At 37.2% G+C, this 21,268-nt stretch carries 14 protein-coding genes, 1 tRNA gene, 1 rRNA gene, 1 pseudogene and 2 riboswitches; of the genes and pseudogenes, 14 read left to right on the top strand and 3 right to left on the bottom strand.

Going from position 1 to position 21,268, the window contains the following annotated elements; all coding sequences use genetic code 11:
* Positions 1–38: 38 nt before the first annotated feature.
* Positions 39–1,265 carry a type I restriction endonuclease gene (locus FA727_RS21605; RefSeq protein WP_136833561.1) on the bottom strand — a complete coding sequence of 409 codons (1,227 nt, stop codon included), beginning with the start codon at positions 1,263–1,265 and terminating at the stop codon, positions 39–41.
* 334 nt (positions 1,266–1,599) lie between these two features.
* Positions 1,600–1,815 (bottom strand): hypothetical protein, encoded by a 216-nt coding sequence (locus FA727_RS21600; RefSeq protein WP_136833560.1) that lies wholly within the window; start codon positions 1,813–1,815, stop codon positions 1,600–1,602.
* Positions 1,816–1,912: 97 nt separating this feature from the next.
* Here FA727_RS21600 and FA727_RS21595 point away from each other — a divergent pair.
* The 4 genes and pseudogenes from FA727_RS21595 to FA727_RS21580 all read left to right on the top strand — a co-directional run bounded on the left by FA727_RS21595 (position 1,913) and on the right by FA727_RS21580 (position 5,216).
* Positions 1,913–2,720, top strand: a pseudogene (locus tag FA727_RS21595) (DNA adenine methylase).
* A gap of 477 nt (positions 2,721–3,197) precedes the next feature.
* Positions 3,198–4,247: an RES family NAD+ phosphorylase gene (locus FA727_RS21590; RefSeq protein WP_136833559.1), complete on the top strand. Its 1,050-nt coding sequence runs from the start codon at positions 3,198–3,200 to the stop codon at positions 4,245–4,247.
* A gap of 179 nt (positions 4,248–4,426) precedes the next feature.
* The gene (locus tag FA727_RS21585; protein WP_136833558.1) at positions 4,427–4,771 is read left to right on the top strand and encodes a DUF6173 family protein; all 345 of its coding nucleotides are present in this window, start codon (positions 4,427–4,429) and stop codon (positions 4,769–4,771) included.
* A gap of 136 nt (positions 4,772–4,907) precedes the next feature.
* Positions 4,908–5,216: a hypothetical protein gene (locus tag FA727_RS21580; protein ID WP_136833557.1), complete on the top strand. Its 309-nt coding sequence runs from the start codon at positions 4,908–4,910 to the stop codon at positions 5,214–5,216.
* Positions 5,217–5,890: 674 nt separating this feature from the next.
* On the opposite strand, the gene FA727_RS21575 is transcribed toward FA727_RS21580, so the two are convergent.
* Positions 5,891–5,964: transfer RNA gene (locus FA727_RS21575), tRNA-Arg, on the bottom strand.
* A gap of 485 nt (positions 5,965–6,449) precedes the next feature.
* Between FA727_RS21575 and FA727_RS21570 the strand changes: the two genes are divergently transcribed.
* The 10 genes from FA727_RS21570 to FA727_RS21525 form a co-directional block, all read left to right on the top strand.
* Positions 6,450–7,406 carry an AAA family ATPase gene (locus tag FA727_RS21570; RefSeq protein ID WP_136833556.1) on the top strand — a complete coding sequence of 319 codons (957 nt, stop codon included), beginning with the start codon at positions 6,450–6,452 and terminating at the stop codon, positions 7,404–7,406.
* Position 7,407: 1 nt separating this feature from the next.
* Positions 7,408–8,625: a DUF58 domain-containing protein gene (locus tag FA727_RS21565; RefSeq protein ID WP_136833555.1), complete on the top strand. Its 1,218-nt coding sequence runs from the start codon at positions 7,408–7,410 to the stop codon at positions 8,623–8,625.
* The gene (locus FA727_RS21560) at positions 8,622–10,832 is read left to right on the top strand and encodes a DUF4129 domain-containing transglutaminase family protein (protein ID WP_136833554.1); all 2,211 of its coding nucleotides are present in this window, start codon (positions 8,622–8,624) and stop codon (positions 10,830–10,832) included. Before FA727_RS21565 ends, FA727_RS21560 begins: the two co-directional genes overlap by 4 nt.
* A gap of 58 nt (positions 10,833–10,890) precedes the next feature.
* Positions 10,891–10,992: riboswitch (purine riboswitch) on the top strand.
* A 149-nt stretch (positions 10,993–11,141) separates the two neighbouring features.
* Positions 11,142–12,692 (top strand): glutamine-hydrolyzing GMP synthase, encoded by a 1,551-nt coding sequence (gene guaA, locus FA727_RS21555; protein ID WP_136833553.1) that lies wholly within the window; start codon positions 11,142–11,144, stop codon positions 12,690–12,692.
* Positions 12,693–12,994: 302 nt separating this feature from the next.
* Entirely contained in the window at positions 12,995–14,191 is a 1,197-nt protein-coding gene (locus tag FA727_RS21550) for a S8 family peptidase (protein WP_136833552.1), read from the top strand.
* Positions 14,192–14,387: 196 nt separating this feature from the next.
* On the top strand, positions 14,388–15,626 hold the full coding sequence (locus FA727_RS21545; RefSeq protein WP_136833551.1) for a helix-turn-helix domain-containing protein: 1,239 nt from the start codon (positions 14,388–14,390) through the stop codon (positions 15,624–15,626).
* Between the two features lie 281 nt (positions 15,627–15,907).
* Positions 15,908–16,009, top strand: a riboswitch (purine riboswitch).
* Between the two features lie 147 nt (positions 16,010–16,156).
* Positions 16,157–17,461, top strand: coding sequence for an NCS2 family permease (locus tag FA727_RS21540; RefSeq protein ID WP_136833550.1), 1,305 nt, complete (start codon positions 16,157–16,159; stop codon positions 17,459–17,461).
* A gap of 108 nt (positions 17,462–17,569) precedes the next feature.
* Positions 17,570–18,412 (top strand): glucose PTS transporter transcription antiterminator GlcT, encoded by an 843-nt coding sequence (glcT, locus tag FA727_RS21535; RefSeq protein WP_136833549.1) that lies wholly within the window; start codon positions 17,570–17,572, stop codon positions 18,410–18,412.
* Between the two features lie 222 nt (positions 18,413–18,634).
* Entirely contained in the window at positions 18,635–20,662 is a 2,028-nt protein-coding gene (gene ptsG / locus FA727_RS21530) for a glucose-specific PTS transporter subunit IIBC (RefSeq protein WP_136833548.1), read from the top strand.
* A gap of 410 nt (positions 20,663–21,072) precedes the next feature.
* A 16S ribosomal RNA gene (locus FA727_RS21525) occupies positions 21,073–21,268 on the top strand; the annotation flags it as partial.

Here is a 21,268-nt window from a genome sequence, read left to right as displayed (position 1 = left end):
CACTCTTATAAAAAAGGTAAGGTTATTTCTTCGGGATATCACTGGATGCTCTTAAAAAATTCATCCACATCATTAATTTTAGACACAAGGTTCGGAATGTCTTTGAATGAAAGATTTGGGATGCAGCTTTTTAAGTAAAATATCTTTTCGTTTGATGTCTTATTAGAACGGTATCCGAGACGGGCATTGATGAAACCAGTTGTCTCAACAATTGGATTCTTTTTTAAGAATTCGGCTATTTCATTAGCTTTTACTGTGTATAGTGTCGTGTCGTTTTGATTGTTGTAATATTGTCCAATCAAATATCCAACGATGGAACTTCCTTGCATAAGAACGGATGAAACAAAGAAATCACTTAATGGATTTCCTTTTTCTACAGAGTAATCGTCAGAGGAACACTTTAGTAATTTCTGATAGGATTCTGCCTTAGGAAGGACTACTTTGACGCCTTCAAACTCTTCAAATGTACCTAATGAATCGATTTCTGCTTGAGTGTAATAAACCTTTTTCTCTTCTGGTTGTTTTTCAACAGTTGGAGCTGCTTCTTGAATAGGTTGATCTCGCATGGAGATGTCGAAATTTTCGCTGATGATATCAGTTAAAGCTTCTTGGATGCTTTTTTGAATGAGTGGCCGGGATGTATTGATAAACTGTTGGGTGACTTTGAATTTGAAACGTTCTTTTACAACGAATCTAATGAAGTCATCGCTAGGGTTTTCAAATATTTCTTTAATAACTGTTTTAAATGATTGGTAGTACATTAATGATTCTGCAAGAGCTTTGATACTATCGTAGTCATATAGATTTTTAGAGAATTTTATCAAATAGTTAAAATCTTCTTCATTGTAATTGGTTATGTTAAAAATGAAAAAGGGTTTTGAGTCCATGATGTTGGCATCTTTTAAATCAGTAAAGAAATGATACTCAATACCATTTGTTAAAATTCCTAATCTAACACTTGGGAATGTACTAAAATATCGACTTAATTGAGGAGCACTCTTATTGATTGGTTTGTTCATCGTTTTTGCTTCAACAAAGATTTTAGGATCTCCATTAATCGAAATAGCGTAATCGACTTTTTCATTCTTTTTGTGGAAATCGGCAGTAAATTCAGGGGTAACTTCTTGGGGGCTGTATGTATCATATCCAAGTCCTCTTAGCAGCGGCAAAATCAAAAATTGTTTAGTAGACTCTTCATTTCTGATCAGATCAGCATTATCACCGAGAACTTTATTCAACATCTCCAAAGTCTCTTTGAGATTCATCTAGAAACACTCCTCTATTATTTATTTCATACAAAGTAAAAATGATAACAGCTTTGTTGAAAAAGAGCTCTTAGAAGAATTCTTATTAAAGTTGATACAAGAGGTAAATTATTGGCTTTGAACTATGAGAGCTAATTGGAGTATCGAAGTTAAAAAGGGAGTAGCCTCCCGCACTTGCACTTACATTATACGAGAAAAAAGAAATAACTCCTGTTTTTTGAAAAAAGTTAAAAAAAGAATAGAATCTCAAATATAGGATAGAAAAAATTAAGGCATATCTATTATTTGAAATTTGAGGATAAGATTGTATATGAAAAAATTATTAATATGTTTCTTAAAATGCTGTAACAAATAAATCAAGAAATCCAATAGACAACACCAGGTGCATTACAGTAAATAACCGTTTTTTATCTTTAAAATAAATAACAGCCTTGTCAGCGTTATAAATAAAAATGGCAGCATAGCAAATTATTAATCCTAGATCTTTTTTACCAATGAAGAAAAAAATAGCCATAAGAGCTAATAAAGAAAAACCAAGTATTTTACTCAAATAATTCACCCCTTTTGTAATATTTTACAATTTCGGATTTAGAAAGTATAGGGTTAATAAAAGAATTATTAAGTTTACTAGATTGGAGGATCCCGAACTGGCAATACCACGAATTTTACATTATCCCGGTAGTAAATGGAGCATGGCCAGTTGGATTATCGGCCATATACCAGAACATAAAACATATCTTGAACCATTCTTTGGATCCGGAGCAGTCTTTTTCAATAAAGGGCCTTCCCAAATTGAGACTATAAATGATTTGGATAGTAGCGTAGTTAATTTATTCAAGGTAATTAGAGATAACCCAACAGAACTGGCAGCTGGTATTCATTGGACTCCCTTATCCAGAGAAGAATATTACACTTCCTATGAATTTGAGACAGGAAATGAAATTGAGACGCTCTCAGATATTTAGCTCGATGTTGGTAAGCAATTGGAGCAAAAACAAGTGATAGAACTGGATGGAGAAGCTTAATAACTTCAAGTGATCCTGATAAAGCAAAGGAATGGGGTACGCTTCCTAGAAAAATTATGAAGGATGCAGAACGCTTATAAGAAGCACAGATAGAACATCAACCAGCTGTGAAACTTTTGGAACGGTACAAAAGAAAAGAGGTTCTTGTATATGCTGATCCACCTTATATCATCGAGTTTCACGGACTAAAAGACATTACAAGCACGAAATGACAATTGATGACCATGTGGAATTGCTCGAAGCCTTAGAACAGCACTCGGGCCCAGTGCTTCTTTCCAGATATGCACATCCAATATATGACGATTTACTAAAGCACTGGCGTAGGGAAACGATGGATGTAGCAGCAGAAGTAGGAGCAAAACGGCAAGAAGTTCTTTGGATTAACCCGATGACAGCTGAAACAGGTTTTTATCAAGAGTCACTGTTCTAGTATTTGATTAATTTTTATTATGTCACAAAGCGTTGATACAATAATAAAAAATGCAGTTCTCTTCTCAGAGATACTGCGCTTACACTACATTAACTTAATTTATTTTAGCGAGCCCTGCATCCTTCAAAAGTTGCAGAACCCGCCAAAACTCAGTTTATTTTTAAGGTTTTAACATTGTCTATACTATTTACTTTAGATTAGAGTACAAGGGAGTTTTTAAAATCTCACCGATAAAAGCAGAGGACAAGGAAGACGCGAAATTGGCATACAATGCTTCTGTTGCGGGTCTCGAAGATGTTGATTCAATAAATGAAGTTCCAGAAGATTGAAAGGACATCTCTTATGAGGTGCTCTTTTTGTTTTGAATGGATTGATGTACGCACTACAAGATATGTGTAATTGATATTTAAATCTTAATTTTCTTAATTTAAAATAAAAGTAATACTGTTAAATTTATATGAATCGGAGGTCTTGGGCTTGAAAAAGTGTTGTTCTAACTGCTTTGAGGATTCAATTATCAAATTTCTATTTGAAGATTTAGGGGAAGTTAATAACTGTGACTATTGCGGTAGTAGGGAATTAAAATGCATAGAAGTGAATCACGATGAATTTAAAACTATTTTTTCATTCTTTAATGAAATCTACTCAGTGAATCCAGTCAGACATAGTGCAAAAATATTAGATTTATTACTAATTGAATGGTCTATCTTTTCAAAGGAGAGTCCAAAAGTTTTGGATTTAGCTCAAGACATAATCAAAAATACTCCAGGATTAGATGTTGATGCGTACTATACTTTACAACCAAAATATGAAAAATTTAGGCAAATGTTTTGGGATTTTAGTTTTGAAATATCGTATAAAAGAAGATTCAATTTAGAAATGCAAGATGAGCTTAAAGCAATAATGGAACAACTAATTTCAAATAGGTCAACATTAATAAATAGAGATGCCGTCTTTTATAGAGCAAGAATAGGTGGGGAAACAGATAAGTATAATAATGTGATCGCACCATTCAAAAATATAGAAAACCTTGGAATGCCACCGCATAAAATAGCTAGTATTGGTAGAGCTAATCCACGAGGGATACCATATCTCTATTTGGCAGATAAATATGATACAGCAGTTGCTGAGGTTCGCCCTTGGGTGGGTGCAAAAGTAAGTGTAGGTAAGTTTAAAATTAATGATCCGATAAGAGTTGTTGATCTTAATAGTTCAATATTCCATTCTTTTTTTGATTCCATTATAAATTTTGAGACAAGAATTGGTATGAATGAATTAGGAAAGTGGTTAAGTTATGAACTTTCAAAACCTATTGATCCAAATGAATCAGATTTAGAATATCTACCAACACAATATCTTAGTGAATTTATCAGGAATAATGCTTTTGCGGGTATTAGATATAAAAGTTCCATGAGTACAGGAAATAACATGGTTTTATTTAATCAATATAATATAGATTTCGTAGAATCGTTTTTATTCAATATAGAAGGCATAGATTATAATATGAACCCTGTATCAATACTTTAAAAAGACGGGAGAATTTTGGCAGAGCATAATCGATTATTGAAGTTAATATGATAGTATGCGGTGAATTGGTAAGCACTAGCATTCCCTCCTTTGAAGGGCATCCCATATGAGGTGCTCTTTTCTCTGCAGGAAATTATCTCCTTTTGTCGAAATTAGTAGATAAAAGGAGGGATGAAGTTATGTATATGGATGTAGGTAAGCAACTTGCAAACATTAAATTTAAAGACGATGCAAATACAATTGCAGAAGATTTAATTATTGCGGTTACCAAATTCAATTTAGAATTGGATGATAATCATGAAGTTGGTGTAATGTTGGCTTCATTTGGGCAAACAATCACTGTAAATATTACTGGAATTGGGTATCAGGGAAGTAAACTAATAAAGTTTACAGGATTTCTAGTTGATGGTGGATCTCCTGTTGAATTACTACAACATGTCAGTCAATTAAATTTCTTGTTGATTTCATTGCCTAGAGAGAACCCAGAAGAACCAAAAAAGAATATAGGCTTTATTACGAGTTAACTAATAAAGAAAGTATTCCTTCGGGAGTGCTTCAAATATATTAAAATCTGATAAATTTACATTATCATGAAAAATTGTAAAAAAATATCGATATTTGTAGTATTATAGACTTATAAAAATGAAAGGAGGGGTTATTATGAAAGTATCAACTATACTAAAATGGGTATCCGGTGGACTTGAAGCACTTCTTGGTATTCCGGTTTTGGGCGGAACAATTGTACTTGGTCTTGCTTGGACACCTTTAATTATAATGGCAATCTTACATATTGTTACTATTGTTTTTTCAGCTAAAGAGAATGAGAACAAACATGGAAGTATCCTTGGTTTAGTGACGTCACTAATTGCATGGATTCCTTTCGTTGGTATGATACTACATATTATATCTGCAATTATTCTCATGGTGGATGCAGCTAAGGGAAGTAAGAATGCAACGGCCAATTATTAATGTTATATGGCATTCCTTAGGGAATGCTTTTATAACAAAATAATCCATTAGAATTAGCAAGGTAGAGTTCATTATTAATTAATAGGTTTAAGAAAGCACCATACTTTTGGGTGCTTTTTTCTTTTATCCAAAGGTCTACTTCATTTGTTCCATATGTATATTTTGGGGCAGAATCTCAATTAAATAAGAAGTCACAAAAAATAAATCATTTCCTTGCGATTCTCAGCACATATAGAGAAATAAGAAAACACGGCCATATTGAAACTTTCAAAGTTAAGCCTAAATACGGGAAGAAGGGAGTGGCTGAACCTGATGCGTATTAGAAGCTTAGAACCACAATTTTTATCTAGAGGTCCAGAAAAGCATTTATTCTGAGAAGCAGATGAAAGAGAAGATGGATAGGTATGTGGAATTATATGAGAGCGAGATAATGAGTAAACCATTTCCGCATGTATTAATTTTGTCAGAGCACAAGTTTTTCAATCTGAGTCCTTTACTAAATTTCTAAATTCTATCAAAAGATTAGAAAGTACACAGGAAAATAGCAAAAAAATAAAGATAAGAATAGGATAAAATTCAATTCTGCCCCAATCCTGCCCCATAGGTCCAAACAATCACAAAAACAATAATTTGAAAAATAAAAAGAAACCCTTGATATAAAGGATTTCTTTAAGCGTCCCAGAAGGGATTCGAACCCCCGACCTACAGTTTAGGAAACTGTTGCTCTATCCTGCTGAGCTACTGGGACATGATTTTAAATTAGTAAATCCCACCAGAATACAAGCATACATTATTATAGTTTATTCTCGAAAAAATTCAAGTATTACAGGTTCTATGATAACATTCCTGAAATCTCCCTCTCAAATGAAACTTTTCCCAAAGTGAAACGTCCATTTGAGAGGGAGATTTTTTGCTTTTAAAAAGGATAAATTCCAAAAATAAGTGAGATTGTGGAAGTTAGAGAATTCTTTTGGGAGAAACTACATTCATTTTATTACCAAGGATAGCCCTGATCCAGATTGATGATTGGCCTGGAGCGGAAATCAACAATCAAAGCTCCAACCCTTATCCATGTTATTAGGACACTTTTTAAGGGTAGAGACACCAAAAGGTAAAGAATCGCCAGATTTTAATTTCTGTGTAAAATTTATCCTAATAACAGGAATATTGCTGAAAAGTATCGAAATATAAAGAAACAGAAAAACTTCGAACGTAAAAACCGGGAGGGAAAACATGGTACAAGAAAAAATGAATCCAACCATTGAAAAAATTCTACAAAATATAGAAAGAGTTATGATCGGCAAACGAAATGTTGCCGAATTAAGCCTAGTCGCACTATTAGCAGAAGGACATGTTCTTCTTGAAGACGTACCTGGCGTCGGAAAAACCATGATGGTTAGAGCACTCGCGAAATCCGTCAATGCCAACTTCCGCCGCATTCAATTTACCCCAGATCTCCTACCATCTGACGTAACAGGCGTTTCCATCTACAATCCAAGAGAAATGGAATTCCAATTCAGACCAGGACCAATCATGGGCAACATTATTTTAGCAGACGAAATCAATCGTACTTCTCCGAAAACTCAATCTGCTCTACTAGAAGGTATGGAAGAAAGCAGCGTCACGATTGATGGTGTCACACACAAATTAGAAAAACCATTTTTCGTTATGGCAACACAAAACCCAATTGAATATGAAGGAACCTATCCTCTACCTGAAGCTCAGTTAGACCGTTTCCTTTTAAAAATGAAAATGGGCTACCCTGAAATTGAAGAAGAAATGGAAGTTTTAAACCGTGCTCAAGTACTTGCGCCGATTGAAGAACTTGAAGCAGTCATTGACCTTGCGGAACTTCGAGAATTACAGCAGGCAATCAAAAGGGTAACTGTAGACGACACAATTAAACGTTATATCGTCGACATTGCCAACTGGACGAGAACTAGCACAAGTGTCTATCTTGGTGCTAGTCCACGTGGATCAATTGCTCTCATGAAAGCAGCTCAAGCCTATGCTTACATGTATGGAAGAGATTATGTGTTGCCAGATGACGTGAAATACTTGGCTCCAAATGTGTTTGCTCATCGAATTATTTTAAAATCTGAGGCGAAATTTGAGGGGATTACCGCAGAAGATGTCGTGCTTCGCGTATTAGATCGGGTGCCTGTTCCTGTTCAAAGGTTAGTGAAGTAAGATGAGACGTTTTTTTGCTCGAATCAAACCAATATGGAAGCTGGTCGTACTCATCTTTTTGATTCTATTGACCTTTTCCTATGCCATGTTCCAAGGTGGCTTTGTAAGCTGGTTCTTGTTTTATAGTTTCCTTCCGTTTGCCTTATACAGCCTGGCGTTAGGGCTATATAAAGTAAAAGACATAGAGCTACAGCGGGAGTTCGCTAAAACTGAATTCAATGCTGGAGAAAAGCTCAAAGTGAAGATCCGATTGACTAGACCTTCTTCCTTTCCACTTTTTTATATGATTATGGAAGACCGGATTGGCGACGAATTAGGCCAGTCAACGCAAAAAAATATCGCGAAAACGTTTGTCTATCCTCATTTTCGCAAGACCCTAGAATTCGAATATGAAATTGAGAAACTCCCTCGTGGAGAGCATCATTTTAGCGGGATTGAAATTCGTCTCGGGGACCCACTAGGCCTGATCGAAAAGCAATTTCATTTTCCAACGGTAGACGACAAAATCGTTGTATATCCTGCCTATGAAGATATCATTTATCGAACGATGGATAATCATTACGAACAAGGGATGACGGCATCGAAAGAGCGGGTCCAACGTGATACTTCGATGGCCATTGGGATTAGAGAATATCAGCCAGGGGACCGTTTTTCTTGGATTAACTGGAAAGCTACGGCGAAAAGAAATGACATTATGACGAAGGAATTCGAACAACGCAAATCGCATGATGTATTCATTTGTATGGACTGTGCGCCGGAAAAACGATTTGAGGCAGTCGTCTCCTTTTCTGCTTCATTAGTCAGAGCGATTCTGCGAAAAGGAGCCCAAGTCGGTTTTCTTTCTGCAAGCGATGATCGGATAGCGATTCCAATTCGGAGTGGGGAGACCCACCAGCAGCAAATCTTTTATCACCTAGTAAAGGTGAAGGATAAATGTCCGGTTAAATTGGATTTGGTGTTAGAGGGAGAAGGTTTTGCGGCTTGGCAGAATGCGACGTTGATGCTCGTGACCGCCCAGTTAACGAAAAAATTAGTGGAAAAAGCAGGCTATTATTCTTCTAAAAAAGGAGTCATCACCATTTTTCTCATAAAAGAAGAAAAAGAGGCTGCAAGTGCAGAGGAATTAGCCTTAAAAGCAGAGGCGCAAGCACGAGGAATACAAGTAGTTATGGTTCATGATGGCCGCTTTTCAGAAGCCTTCTCGGGGGTGACGAGATGACGAGAAAGGAAAAAATGAAGTCAGACGCGTTAACACTATGGTTATATTTATGTGGATTCCTTCTTTTGTGGGAATGGTTGAGGCCGTTAAAACAGCTCACAGATACAAACAATGTTGGTGTCTTTATTGGTTTTTTGGTCCTTTCACTTGTTTTGAGCTATTTTCAAGTGCACATCCTCGCACGCTCAGGGATTCGCTTGTTATATGTGATATATACGATTAATTTCTTGTATTACGTGGGACCGTTTTTTCAATTCAAATGGATGGGCATTTTGACTAGTGATTTAGTTGAAAATATGAAACTAGTATTTGGTGGAGAGTGGACGGCTTTATCGGATTCGTTCAGAAGTCTTCTTTTCTACTTATTACTTGTGCTGATGACGTATTTGCTGCGGTACTGGCTCGTTCATCGAAAACAGATTTTTATATTCTTTTTCATGACCCTTGTCTATATCACGGTGTTAGATACATTTACACCATATGATGCGACCTATGCGATTGTTCGAATCATTATCCTTGGCTTTGCCTTGATGGGGATTTTGACATTCTATCGGATTATGGATCGGGAAAAATGGCAAAGGCAACCTGGATTTGTGCGAAAATGGCTCACGCCTTTAGTGGTTATGGTCTGCGCCAGTGTGTTGATTGGATATGCTGCCCCAAAAGCAAGCCCAATCTGGCCGGACCCGGTTCCGTACATCACTTCCTATTCGGAAAAAGTGGATAACAATGGACCTGGTGGGCGGAGTACAGTCGGTTATGGAACGGATGATACGAAGCTTGGCGGACCTTTCAATCCAGATGACACAGTTGTCTACGAGACGGAAGTGGACGCGCGACAATACTGGAAGGTTGAAACGAAGGATGAGTATACGGGAAAAGGCTGGGTTGCTTCAGTCGAGAATGGTTTACGGACTCCTTTCACGCAAGAAGATACGTACCCGTTTACAAATTATTTGGATCCTGAAATGGAAGTGACCAAACGTACGGGCATTATCAAACCACAGGTTGATTATCCTCATTTGATTTACCCATTAGGATTAACTTCCGTGAAAGATAATTCAGCTAGTACGTTTGAGATTGAAGAGAATTTAGAAAAAATTTACCTTGTGGATAACGCTGCTTCTGGAATGGGAGAGTACGTTGTTGAGTACGATACACCGAAGTTTAGCGTGCAAGCGATGAAGAACACTGTGGATACCTCGAATCCAGTATTGACTGAAGAATTTCTGGCGCAGTACACGCAACTGCCAGAGTCATTGCCGCAACGTGTAAAAGATTTAGCGGTAGAAATTACAAAGGATCAAACGAATTGGTACGACAAAGCGAAAGCTGTTGAAAATTACTTCGACCGGACCGATTTTCAGTATGATCAAAAAAATGTTGCGACTCCAGGACGTACAGAAGATTATGTCGATCAGTTTTTGTTTGATACGCAAAGAGGGTATTGTGATAACTTCTCAACTTCGATGGTTGTGCTGATGCGTTCATTAGGCATCCCGGCGAGATGGGTTAAGGGTTATACAGAAGGAGCCTTTCGTGGTTTGAGCGAGAATGACCAACGTACTTATGTGATTACAAATAACAATGCTCACTCTTGGGTCGAAGTATTTTTCCCAGAGGTAGGTTGGGTACCATTTGAGCCGACAAAGGGTTATTCGAATAATGCTCAATTCACGTATGATGATGTTTCAACGGAAACTGATAAAAAGGATGAGTTGGAAGCACCGGTAGCACCAAAACCTGAAAAACCAGAAGCAAAAGAAGCTACAACGCAACCGAAGAAATCGGAGTTCACTTGGAAAAAGCTTTGGGAAGGAACGAAGGATTTCTTTAATAAGCATTGGGGTTGGATTCTCGGGGCGTTTTTAAGTCTTGTGGCAATTGCTTATTTGTTATATGAAACGCGGATCAAATGGTTACCGCATTACCTTGTGTTCCGATTTAGATGGAGGAAGAAGGACGAAGATTTTCCTGACGCGTACTTTGCCTTGTTGAATCAGTTGAATCGCTATGGATTAAAGAGAAAGGAAGCGCAGACGCTGAGAGATTACTCCGAATATATCGACGAGTACTTCTCTTCAAAAGAAATGGGTGCCTTAACAGCGAATTACGAACGATTTTTATATAAAGGAAAGCTGGAAGAAGGTAGCTGGGAGCAGACAAGGGAATTGTGGGAAAATTTAATCAAAAAGACTACATCTTGACCGGTTGATCATCATGTTGTTACAATATGTCTAGCTTGAGTAAATTAAATAAGCTTAGACAATTACATACATGAACCTTCATATATCCTCGGTAATATGGACCGAGAGTCTCTACCGGGTCACCTTAAACGACCTGACTATGAAGGCAGGATCAGTCTATCTTTCTATCTATGAAACTAGAATTCTGCCTTCAAAGATTTTTTTGAAGGGGAGTTCTAGTTTTTTTGTTAGCTTTAGTACGCTTTTCTTATATTTCCAGTATTTAATACACAAACTATTTTTATCCACTACTTTGACGAGGTGAAGGCAATGACGAGCGAAGGTTTACAAGGTCAAGAAAAGATTGTTGTTTTGGATTTTGGGAGTCAATATAATCAATTAATTACAAGAAGAATTCGTGAGTTCGGGGTTTATAGTGAACTTCATCCACATACGATTACAGCTGAAGAAATTAAAAATATGAATGCGAAAGGGATCATTTTTTCTGGTGGCCCAAATAGTGTTTACGATGAAAATTCTTTCCGTGCAGACGAAGCGATTTTTGAATTGGGCCTTCCGATTTTAGGAATTTGCTACGGCATGCAGCTGATGACGACTCATTTTAAAGGAAAAGTAGAGCCTGCTACACACCGTGAGTATGGAAAAGCAGCTCTAAATGTTCAAAATGAGACAAGATTGTTTGGTCAGCTTCCACAAGAGCAAATCGTGTGGATGAGCCATGGTGACTTAGTTGTTGAGGCGCCTGAAGGCTTCACGATTGATGCAACAAGTCCGTCTTGTCCGATTTCCGCGATGAGCGATGAGTCTCGTAATCTTTATGCTGTTCAATTCCATCCAGAGGTTCGTCATTCTGAATACGGGAATGACCTATTGAAGAACTTTGTTTTCAACGTTTGTGAATGTGAAAATAGTTGGTCGATGGAGAACTTCATTGAAATTGAAATGGAAAAAATCCGTCAGACTGTTGGCGATAAACAAGTGCTTTGTGCGCTAAGTGGTGGAGTGGATTCATCCGTTGTTGCGGTTCTTATCCATAAAGCGATTGGCGATCAATTAACATGTATTTTCGTTGATCACGGTCTATTGCGCAAAGGGGAAGCGGACAGTGTTATGAAGACCTTTGCTGACGGCTTCAACATGAATGTTATCAAAGTGGATGCGAAGGAACGTTTCTTAAGCAAGCTAAAAGGGGTGAGTGACCCTGAACAAAAACGTAAAATCATCGGGAATGAGTTTATCTATGTGTTCGATGATGAAGCAACGAAGCTTAAGGGTATTGACTATCTAGCTCAAGGAACGCTTTACACAGATATTATCGAGAGTGGTACAGCGACAGCGCAAACCATCAAATCTCACCACAATGTTGGTGGATTACCAGAGGATATGCAATTCCAACTGATTGAACCGTTAAATACTTTATTCAAGGATGAGGTTCGTGCAGTAGGAACGGAGCTTGGCATTCCGGATGAGATCGTTTGGAGACAGCCATTCCCAGGTCCTGGACTAGGAATCCGCGTACTTGGTGAAATTTCTGAGGACAAGCTAGAGATCGTTCGTGAATCAGATTGGATTTTACGAGAAGAAATCAAAAATGCTGGATTGGATCGCGACATTTGGCAGTATTTCACGGTATTACCTGACATTCGCAGTGTTGGGGTAATGGGAGATGCTCGTACGTATGATTACACGATCGGAATCCGTGCGGTAACATCCATTGACGGGATGACATCTGACTGGGCAAGAATCCCTTGGGATGTATTAGAAGTCATTTCAACACGTATCGTGAACGAAGTAAGCCATGTCAATCGCGTGGTGTATGATATTACAAGCAAGCCACCTGCTACGATTGAATGGGAATAGATATTTTAATCCTAGAAACCTTTAGATAATAAGGTTTCTAGGATTTTTTTGTTGTTAAAGATATCCTGGATTACTGAAGGTTCTGCTCATTTCAATTAGATTTTTATAAACTTTCATGAAGTTTATGAATACCTTTTATCATTTTTTTCCCAACATTCAAATGAATATCCACTTCGTTTTAACCTTAATCTTTTTGTTTTATAACTCCTGTTTAACCACCGTTGTTTCTGCGAATTTTCCCAATCATTTTAATTCTATTTCACTGATATATTAAGGTGATAAAAAATAAGGAGGGTTCTTTCATGAAGGTTAAAAAAATTCTCGCAATCGCAATTGCCTTATCTCTTATGTTCCTGCCGGTATTTAATGTATCTGCAGCTCCGTTCGAGAAACCTAAAACAGTTTCTATTGAGAAGGTGAAAATGGAAAAAAACAAGTATAAAAGTGGGGAACTTATCATTAAATTTAAAGATAGTGTAGATTCATCTGTAGAAGAACAAACATTAAATAGTATTGGTGCTGCCGTTCAGCCTGAAGGTCATGTGAAATCTGAATTTAAGGTATTGAAGGTTAAGGATGTAGAAAAGGCTATTCAAAAGTTAGAAAATAACTCAAACATAGAATATGCTGAACCGAATTATATATTTACTGCCCAATGGACACCAAACGATACGTATTATAGTGGTTATCAATATGGTCTGCAAACGACCCAAACCAACTTAGCCTGGGATGTCGCAAGAGGCAGCAGTAGCCAGGAGATTGCGGTTCTTGATACGGGTGTTGATTATACACATCCTGATTTAGATGGGAAAGTCATTTTAGGCTACGATTTTGTTGATAATGATAATGCTCCAATGGATGCAAATGGTCATGGTACTCATGTAGCCGGTATTGCTGCCGCGGAAACAAATAATGGAGCTGGAATTTCTGGTACTGCTCCTAATACAAAGGTTTTAGCTGTTCGTGTTCTTGATGCAGAGGGAAGCGGTACTTTAGACGATATTGCTGCAGGTATAAGATATGCTGCTGACTCTGGTGCAGAGGTAATTAATATGTCTCTTGGTTGTGATTGTAATACTGTTGCACTTGAGAACGCTGTTAATTATGCATGGAACAAGGGTGTAGTTGTAGTTGCTGCTGCAGGAAATGATAATACGAGTGTTACATTCGAACCTGCTTCCTATACAAATGTCATTGCTGTTGGAGCAGTGAACAATAGTGATCGAAAAGCTAGTTTCTCTAATTATGGTACGTGGGTAGATGTGGTAGCTCCAGGAGTGAGCATTGCATCTACTTATCCAGGTAACCAATACGTTTATATGGATGGGACTTCGATGGCCTCTCCTTATGTGGCAGGACTCGCGGCTCTTTTAAAAGGTCAAGGGCGCACCAATGCACAGGTTCGCCAAGCGATCGAACTAACGGCTGATTCAGTCCAAGGAACTGGAAGTTATTCACGATATGGAAGAATTAATTCAAATGACGCTGTTAGATACTAAATTAATAGATAAATAGATTGAGAGAGACCGGTTTTATCTGCCGTTTAGGCTGTCGAAAACCTTTTCGACAGCCTCTTATTTGATCAATTTTTCTACTTAGGATTAGCAAGATGGAATGCTTACAATAAATACTCTAGCTTAGGCTACTTAGGAACCTAATATATATTAATGGTGCTATTGTTTTGGGGGTAATAATTTGAATATTGGCAGCATTATTAAATACCATAGAACACTACGATCAATGACCCAGTCAGAGTTATGTAATGGCATCTGCTCAGTTTCTCATTTAAGTAAGATCGAGAATAATAATAAAGAAGTGGACGGACATACACTAGAATTACTACTTGAAAGATTGGAACTGAGTAAATTATACATAGAGGAATCCTATGATTCTTACTTGAAATTACTTGAAAAGTTTTTACAATCAATGATTTATTATGAAAAGAATAAAGCTAATCGAATTTATACTGAATTATTAGAGCTTGAGCCATTACTTACTAGTACGGATTTAACATTTTCTTATCATTTATATAAATATCGATATTACCTACTTATCGAAGATTTAGAGAGAGCGCAGCAAATAAAGACCTTTTTAAGTCAATTTACAAGTGTTTTTTCCCAACATGAAAGTAATTTATTTAAATATTTGAATGCGCTATTATATTTATATCAAGCTAAATATTCTGATTCTTTAGAAATATTAACGTGTTATGCTGAAGACAATTCTCTGTCGATAAAAATGCAAGGAGAAGTATTTTATTATCTTTCTCTCACCTATAGCTATCTAGAGAACAGTAGTATGTGTGTAGTTTATGCAGAGAAAGCATTCCAGGAATATAGCAAAGCATGTAACTATATAAGACAAATACATACACAGCTTTTGTTATCGATACATAAAACTGAGATAGGATTGTATTCAGATGCAGAGCAACATTTTGAACATATGTTAAGGAATGCGCCTCTTATAGGCGAAGTACAACTTCTTCCAACTATTTACCATAATTACGCCATTCTTCTATCCAATATGAAGGAATATGATCAGGCTATGAACTATTTTCGTATGGCGATGGAAGGATTTCAATCTAGTGAGAAATATTATGTAAGCTTGTCTAGTTATACTGAAATTCTTTTAATTTTAGATGAGAAACGAGAAGCGTTGAATCATATCAGAGAGATCATTAGCAATACAGGAACTGAACCTTTAAAGAAATATAATTTAATTTTCACATTCCATCTCCTTAAATTGGAGCAAAAAGAAAAGAAGGCAATTAAATGGTTAGAGAATCAGGTGATACCCTATTTAGAGAAGAAAAATCTTATGAAAGATTTTATTAAATATGTTAGGTATTTAGCAGAGTATTACTCTGATAAAAATAAAGAAAAGGCATTATTTTTTTACGGATTACTTAATAAGAAGGAGGAAAGATTTCTGTGAAAAAATTATTTGTTCTCTTTACTGTTGTCTCGTTTTTATCATTTGGGTCTGTGGTTAGCTTTTATGAGACGAAAGAAATTAGTACTGCAGAGGGTGTAACAGGAACGCCTGACCCTATAAGACCTCCAATTTGAAGAGTTCATTATTTAAAGGTGGCTTGCTTAATAGCCATCTTTTTATGTTCTAAAAACATACAATATACGAACAATAAAATGTATAATTAAAAAAATGTTCGTTTTTTATTGACGAACCACTATGTGCTTGTTAAAATGAGAAAGGAATTAAATATTGTCGTATTACGTCGTATAACGTTGGGAATAGGGCCCAAAAGTTTCTACCAGGCTACCGTAAATAGCTTGACTACGAAGTAAGTGATAAACGAACGGATCTTGCTATCATTTTTCATTCTCTTTCCTCGTTTATTTCACGAACTTGTTGTCAACGCTCCTGGTATGCATGCAGGAGTGTTTTTTATTTTTCTCGGCAAAAGTCGTCTTACGAATAGAAAATTTTTTTAGGGGGAAAAAAGAATGAAGAATTATTTTCAGTTCGCAGAATTAAAGACTAACTTCAGAACGGAAATTATTGCAGGTGTTACAACTTTCTTAGCGATGGCTTACATCCTATTCGTCAATCCAACAGTTTTAGAAGGAGCTGGAATGGACAAGGGTGCTGTCTTTACAGCTACTGCTCTAGCAGCTGCTCTTGGAACAATGGTTATGGGTGTTATCGCAAAATATCCAGTAGCACTTGCGCCGGGTATGGGATTGAACGCATTCTTTACCTATACTGTAGTTCTTGGTTATGGAATTGCATGGGAAACAGCTTTAGCAGGTGTATTAGTTTCAGGTCTAATCCTTGTTTTATTAACATTAACAGGTATTCGCGAAATCATCATTAACGCGATTCCAGCAAACTTGAAAAATGCAGTTGGTGCTGGTATCGGATTATTCATTGCTTTTATCGGCCTAATTAATGCTGGTATTGTAGTGCCAAGCGAAGCTACGACTGTAGCAATCGGTGATATCTTATCAGGTCCTGTATTATTAGCGATTTTTGGTTTGATTGTAACAGTTATTTTACTAACTCGCGGTGTAAAAGCGGGCGTTTTCTACGGAATGATTATTACAGCAGTTGTGGGAATGATTTTTAACCAAGTTCCAGTACCGACTGGTCTTAGCGATATCGTAGGTTCAGTACCGAGCATTGAACCGACTTTCGGAAAAGCATTCCTTCACTTAGGGGATATCTTTACTCTTGATATGCTTGTTGTTATTCTTACATTCATGTTTGTCGATTTCTTTGATACAGCAGGTACACTTGTGGCTGTTGCTTCTCAAGCTGGAATCATGAAGGATGGTAAGTTACCACGTGCAGGAAGAGCATTAGCATCGGATTCATCAGGTACAGTCATTGGTGCGATTCTTGGAACATCAAGCACAACTTCTTATGTGGAATCTTCCGCAGGGGTTGGAGCAGGTGGACGCTCTGGTTTTACAGCAGTTGTAACATCAATTTGTTTCTTGTTAGCTCTTTTCTTCTCGCCGTTACTTGCGATTGTAACAAACCAAGTAACAGCACCTGCGTTAATTATTGTTGGGGTATTAATGGCGGTTCAGCTTAAATTTATTGAGTGGGATAAATTCGAAGTGGCAGTACCAGCATTTTTCACAGTACTTATGATGCCACTCACATATAGCATTGCAACAGGGATTGCGATTGGCTTCATTTTCTATCCAATCTCCATGATGACAAAGGGTCGTGCAAAAGAAATACACCCAATCATGTATGTTCTATTCGCCATCTTTGTTCTCTATTTCATTTTCTTAAACTAATCATTTTCGAAGAGTCACACTTAGGTGTGGCTCCTTTTTCTTTTGACTTCTCATAAAAGAATTTATATGATAAGACAATATTAGGGTTTGTTGAAAGAGGAGCAAGTTATGGGGCAATTGCAGATAAAGAAAACGCTTAATAATAATGTTTTAATTGGGGAGCATGACGAGTACGGGGAAGTAGTCTTGATTGGGAAAGGGATTAGCTTCAATCGAAAACAAGGGGAAGTGGTTGATCCTTCATTAGCGGAAAAATTTTTCGTGCTAAAAGACAATAAGGAGAAAGAGAACTATTTGAAGCTTCTTCCCTTTTTGGACAATGATCTTCAAGAATTAATCATTTCTTGCATTGAGCTAATCAAAACAAGAAGCAATGCCGTGTTGAATGAACATATTCATGTGGCTTTGACCGATCACTTGATGTTTGCGATCACACGTCTTTCAAAAGGAATGGAAATGAGAAATCCTTTTTTGATCGAAACAAAGGCGCTTTATCCATTTGAATACGAAATTGCACGCGAGGTTGTAGGGCTGATAAAAGAAAAAACGGATATCGAACTTCCGGAAGGGGAAGTAGGATTTGTTGCACTTCACATTCATAGTGCGGTTATGAATAAAAGCTTATCTGAGGTAAATCAGCATTCCCAACTCGTTACAAAGCTAGTCAATATGATTGAAGAACGATTAGAAATTATTCTAGACAAAGAAAGTATTGACTACATGAGGCTTGTTCGTCATATTCGATTTACAATTGAGCGCGTGCGTACAGGGGAAAAAGTAGAAGAACCAAAAAAAATAACTTTACTCTTGAAAGAAGAATATCCTGTATGCTACAATTTGTCGTGGAAACTCATTAAGGTTATGCAACAAGAATTAAAGAAGCCTGTGTACAATGCAGAAGCCGTTTATCTAACGATGCATTTACAAAGACTTCAAAATAAAGTTAAATAAAAAAGTTATTATAATATATTTTTTGCTTCAAATGAAAACGAATTCTTTGAAGCGTTCACGTGTTACTGATTCGATCAGGCATGAGTGAAAAATTAATTGAAATGACCTATTAGGGGTAGTCTATACCCAAATAGCTCTATTCAGTTATTTTCCTCATGCCTTTTTTGTTGTTCTTTTGAAAACGCTTAATGAGTTCAATAATATTTTCAGGAGGTTTTCCTTATGTTTAAAAAAGCATTTGGTGTTTTACAAAAAGTCGGTAAAGCTTTAATGTTACCGGTTGCTTTATTACCAGCCGCGGGGATTCTATTAGCATTGGGTGCTGCGCTTCTTAACCCAACATTACTAGAAATTGCTCCGTTCTTAGACAATTCTGGTGTTGAAATGGTTGCATCCATTATGCAAAAAGCTGGAGACATTGTCTTCGGGAACTTGCCGGTTCTCTTTGCGGTTGGTGTTGCAGTTGGATTAGCAGGTGGAGATGGAGTTGCTGGACTGGCTGCTATCATCGGTTACTTAATCATGAATGTAACAATGGGTACAGCTCTTGGAATTACAGCAGAAGATGTTAACGGCTTAAACTACGCTAGCATTTTAGGTGTTCCAACGCTTCAAACAGGGGTATTTGGTGGTATTATCGTCGGTATTATTGCTTCTGCTCTTTATAACAAGTTTTATGAAATTGAATTACCTTCTTACTTAGGATTCTTTGCAGGTAAGCGTTTCGTTCCAATCATTACAGCAGGTGTTTCAGTTCTTTTAGGTCTATTAATGTTAATCATCTGGCCTCCAATTCAAGATGGATTGAATGCCTTCTCTCAAAACATGGTACATGCAAACTTAACAGTTTCAGCGTTCATTTTCGGTGTAATTGAACGTGCATTAATTCCTTTCGGTTTACATCACATTTTCTACTCTCCATTCTGGTATGAGTTTGGAGAATATGTAACTGCTGCTGGAGATACAGTTCGTGGTGACCAACGTATTTTCATGGCACAAATTTTAGATAACGTACAGAACTTAACTGCAGGTACGTTCATGACTGGTAAATTCCCATTCATGATGTTCGGTTTACCGGCTGCGGCATTAGCGATTTATCATGAAGCTCGTCCTGAAAGAAAAGTTTTCGTTGGGGGATTAATGGCATCTGCTGCCCTTACTTCTTTCTTAACAGGTATCACTGAGCCAATCGAATTCTCATTCTTATTCGTAGCTCCAGTGTTATTCGGAATTCATGCGATTTTCGCAGGTCTTTCATTTATGACAATGCATATTTTAAATGTAAAAATCGGTATGACATTCTCTGGTGGTCTAATTGACTACATTCTTTTCGGTCTAATTAACCCACAAACAAATGCTTGGTTAGTCATTCCGGTTGGTCTAGTATTTGCGGTTATTTACTACTTCGGATTCCGTTTTGCAATCCGTAAGTTCAATCTTAAAACTCCCGGTCGTGAAGTTGAAGTGGACGAAGAAGAAGGTGCTGTTCAAGGTAAAACTTCTGACCTTCCATACGAAATTCTTGAAGCAATGGGCGGAAAAGAAAACATCTCTCATTTAGATGCTTGTATTACTCGTCTACGTGTATCGGTAAATGATGCGAAAAACGTCGACAAAAACCGCTTGAAAAAGCTTGGTGCATCAGGTGTTCTTGAAGTAGGGAATAGTATCCAAGCGATCTTTGGTCCTCGTTCAGAAACAATTAAGGGTCAAATGAAGGATATTATGGAAGGTAAAAGACCACGTGTTGTAGCTGAAAAAGCTGTAGCACAACCAACTGCAGTTCAAGGTGCAGATGATTTTGTTTCTCCTATTAAAGGGGAAATCAAGCCAATTACTGAAGTTCCAGATGCAGTGTTCTCTGGAAAAATGATGGGTGACGGTTTTGCGATTCTTCCTGTTGATGGAACAATTGTATCTCCTGTTGATGGTAAAATCGTAAACTTCTTCCCAACTAAGCACGCTGTAGGTATTTTATCTGACTCTGGTCGTGAAATTCTAATTCACGTAGGTATCGATACAGTTAACCTTAAGGGTGAAGGTTTTGAAGCTCTTGTAAGTGAGAACGACACTGTTAAAAAGGGACAACCTTTATTAAAAGTGGATCTTGAAGCAATCAAAACAAAAGTTCCTTCTATTATGACTCCGGTTGTTTTCACAAATCTTGCTGAAGGTGAGCAAGTTGTGATTCAAAAACAGGGAAATGTAGATAAAGGTGAAGAAAATATCGTAGCTATTACAAAAGCGTAATATATATAAGAAGAAACTCGGTCGACCTCCATGTATTTTGGAGGTCGATTTCTTTTTGTGTGCAATTGTATAATTTTACCTGCATAAAAGGTGTTGATCTTCGGTTGTATAGGTGATACTATAAGGAAGTCGTCTCGAGCAGATGACAAGATAAGCCAACAACGTTTTAGAAAAAAGATTTTCAAAAATAGTTGTTGACATTGTTTCAACAGAATGTTATTCTAATATAGTTGCTGCTGAAGCGATAACGAAGAATTTCTAAATAAGGAAATCAAATGAATGATATTTTCTCTTTGAGAAAAATCACTATTGTACTTTGAAAACTAAACAAATCATACGTCAACGTTAGTTTTATTTTAATGAAAAATATTTTCGCTAACGCGAAAAATTTTAGAGCTAATTCTTACTCTTTATTGGAGAGTTTGATCCTGGCTCAGGACGAACGCTGGCGGCGTGCCTAATACATGCAAGTCGAGCGAATCTGAGGGAGCTTGCTCCCAAAGATTAGCGGCGGACGGGTGAGTAACACGTGGGCAACCTGCCTGTAAGACTGGGATAACTTCGGGAAACCGGAGCTAATACCGGATAATGCTTTTGAACTCATGT

The sequence above is a fragment of the Robertmurraya kyonggiensis genome (genome assembly GCF_005116465.1).
GTDB lineage: Bacteria > Bacillota > Bacilli > Bacillales > Cytobacillaceae > Robertmurraya > Robertmurraya kyonggiensis.
Note: the sequence above shows the minus strand (reverse complement) of the source record. Positions and strands in the feature narration are given on the sequence as shown.

What these genes read in the sequence shown, in the direction of transcription:
- FA727_RS21540 (WP_136833550.1), top strand. Translation starts at nt 16,157, where the DNA reads ATGAAGAATTATTTTCAGTTCGCAGAATTAAAGACTAACTTCAGAACG.
- FA727_RS21570 (WP_136833556.1), top strand. Translation starts at nt 6,450, where the DNA reads ATGGTACAAGAAAAAATGAATCCAACCATTGAAAAAATTCTACAAAAT.
- ptsG (WP_136833548.1), top strand. Translation starts at nt 18,635, where the DNA reads ATGTTTAAAAAAGCATTTGGTGTTTTACAAAAAGTCGGTAAAGCTTTA.
- FA727_RS21605 (WP_136833561.1), bottom strand. Translation starts at nt 1,265, where the DNA reads ATGAATCTCAAAGAGACTTTGGAGATGTTGAATAAAGTTCTCGGTGAT.
- glcT (WP_136833549.1), top strand. Translation starts at nt 17,570, where the DNA reads ATGGGGCAATTGCAGATAAAGAAAACGCTTAATAATAATGTTTTAATT.
- FA727_RS21560 (WP_136833554.1), top strand. Translation starts at nt 8,622, where the DNA reads ATGACGAGAAAGGAAAAAATGAAGTCAGACGCGTTAACACTATGGTTA.
- guaA (WP_136833553.1), top strand. Translation starts at nt 11,142, where the DNA reads ATGACGAGCGAAGGTTTACAAGGTCAAGAAAAGATTGTTGTTTTGGAT.
- FA727_RS21580 (WP_136833557.1), top strand. Translation starts at nt 4,908, where the DNA reads ATGAAAGTATCAACTATACTAAAATGGGTATCCGGTGGACTTGAAGCA.
- FA727_RS21585 (WP_136833558.1), top strand. Translation starts at nt 4,427, where the DNA reads ATGTATATGGATGTAGGTAAGCAACTTGCAAACATTAAATTTAAAGAC.
- FA727_RS21565 (WP_136833555.1), top strand. Translation starts at nt 7,408, where the DNA reads ATGAGACGTTTTTTTGCTCGAATCAAACCAATATGGAAGCTGGTCGTA.
- FA727_RS21550 (WP_136833552.1), top strand. Translation starts at nt 12,995, where the DNA reads ATGAAGGTTAAAAAAATTCTCGCAATCGCAATTGCCTTATCTCTTATG.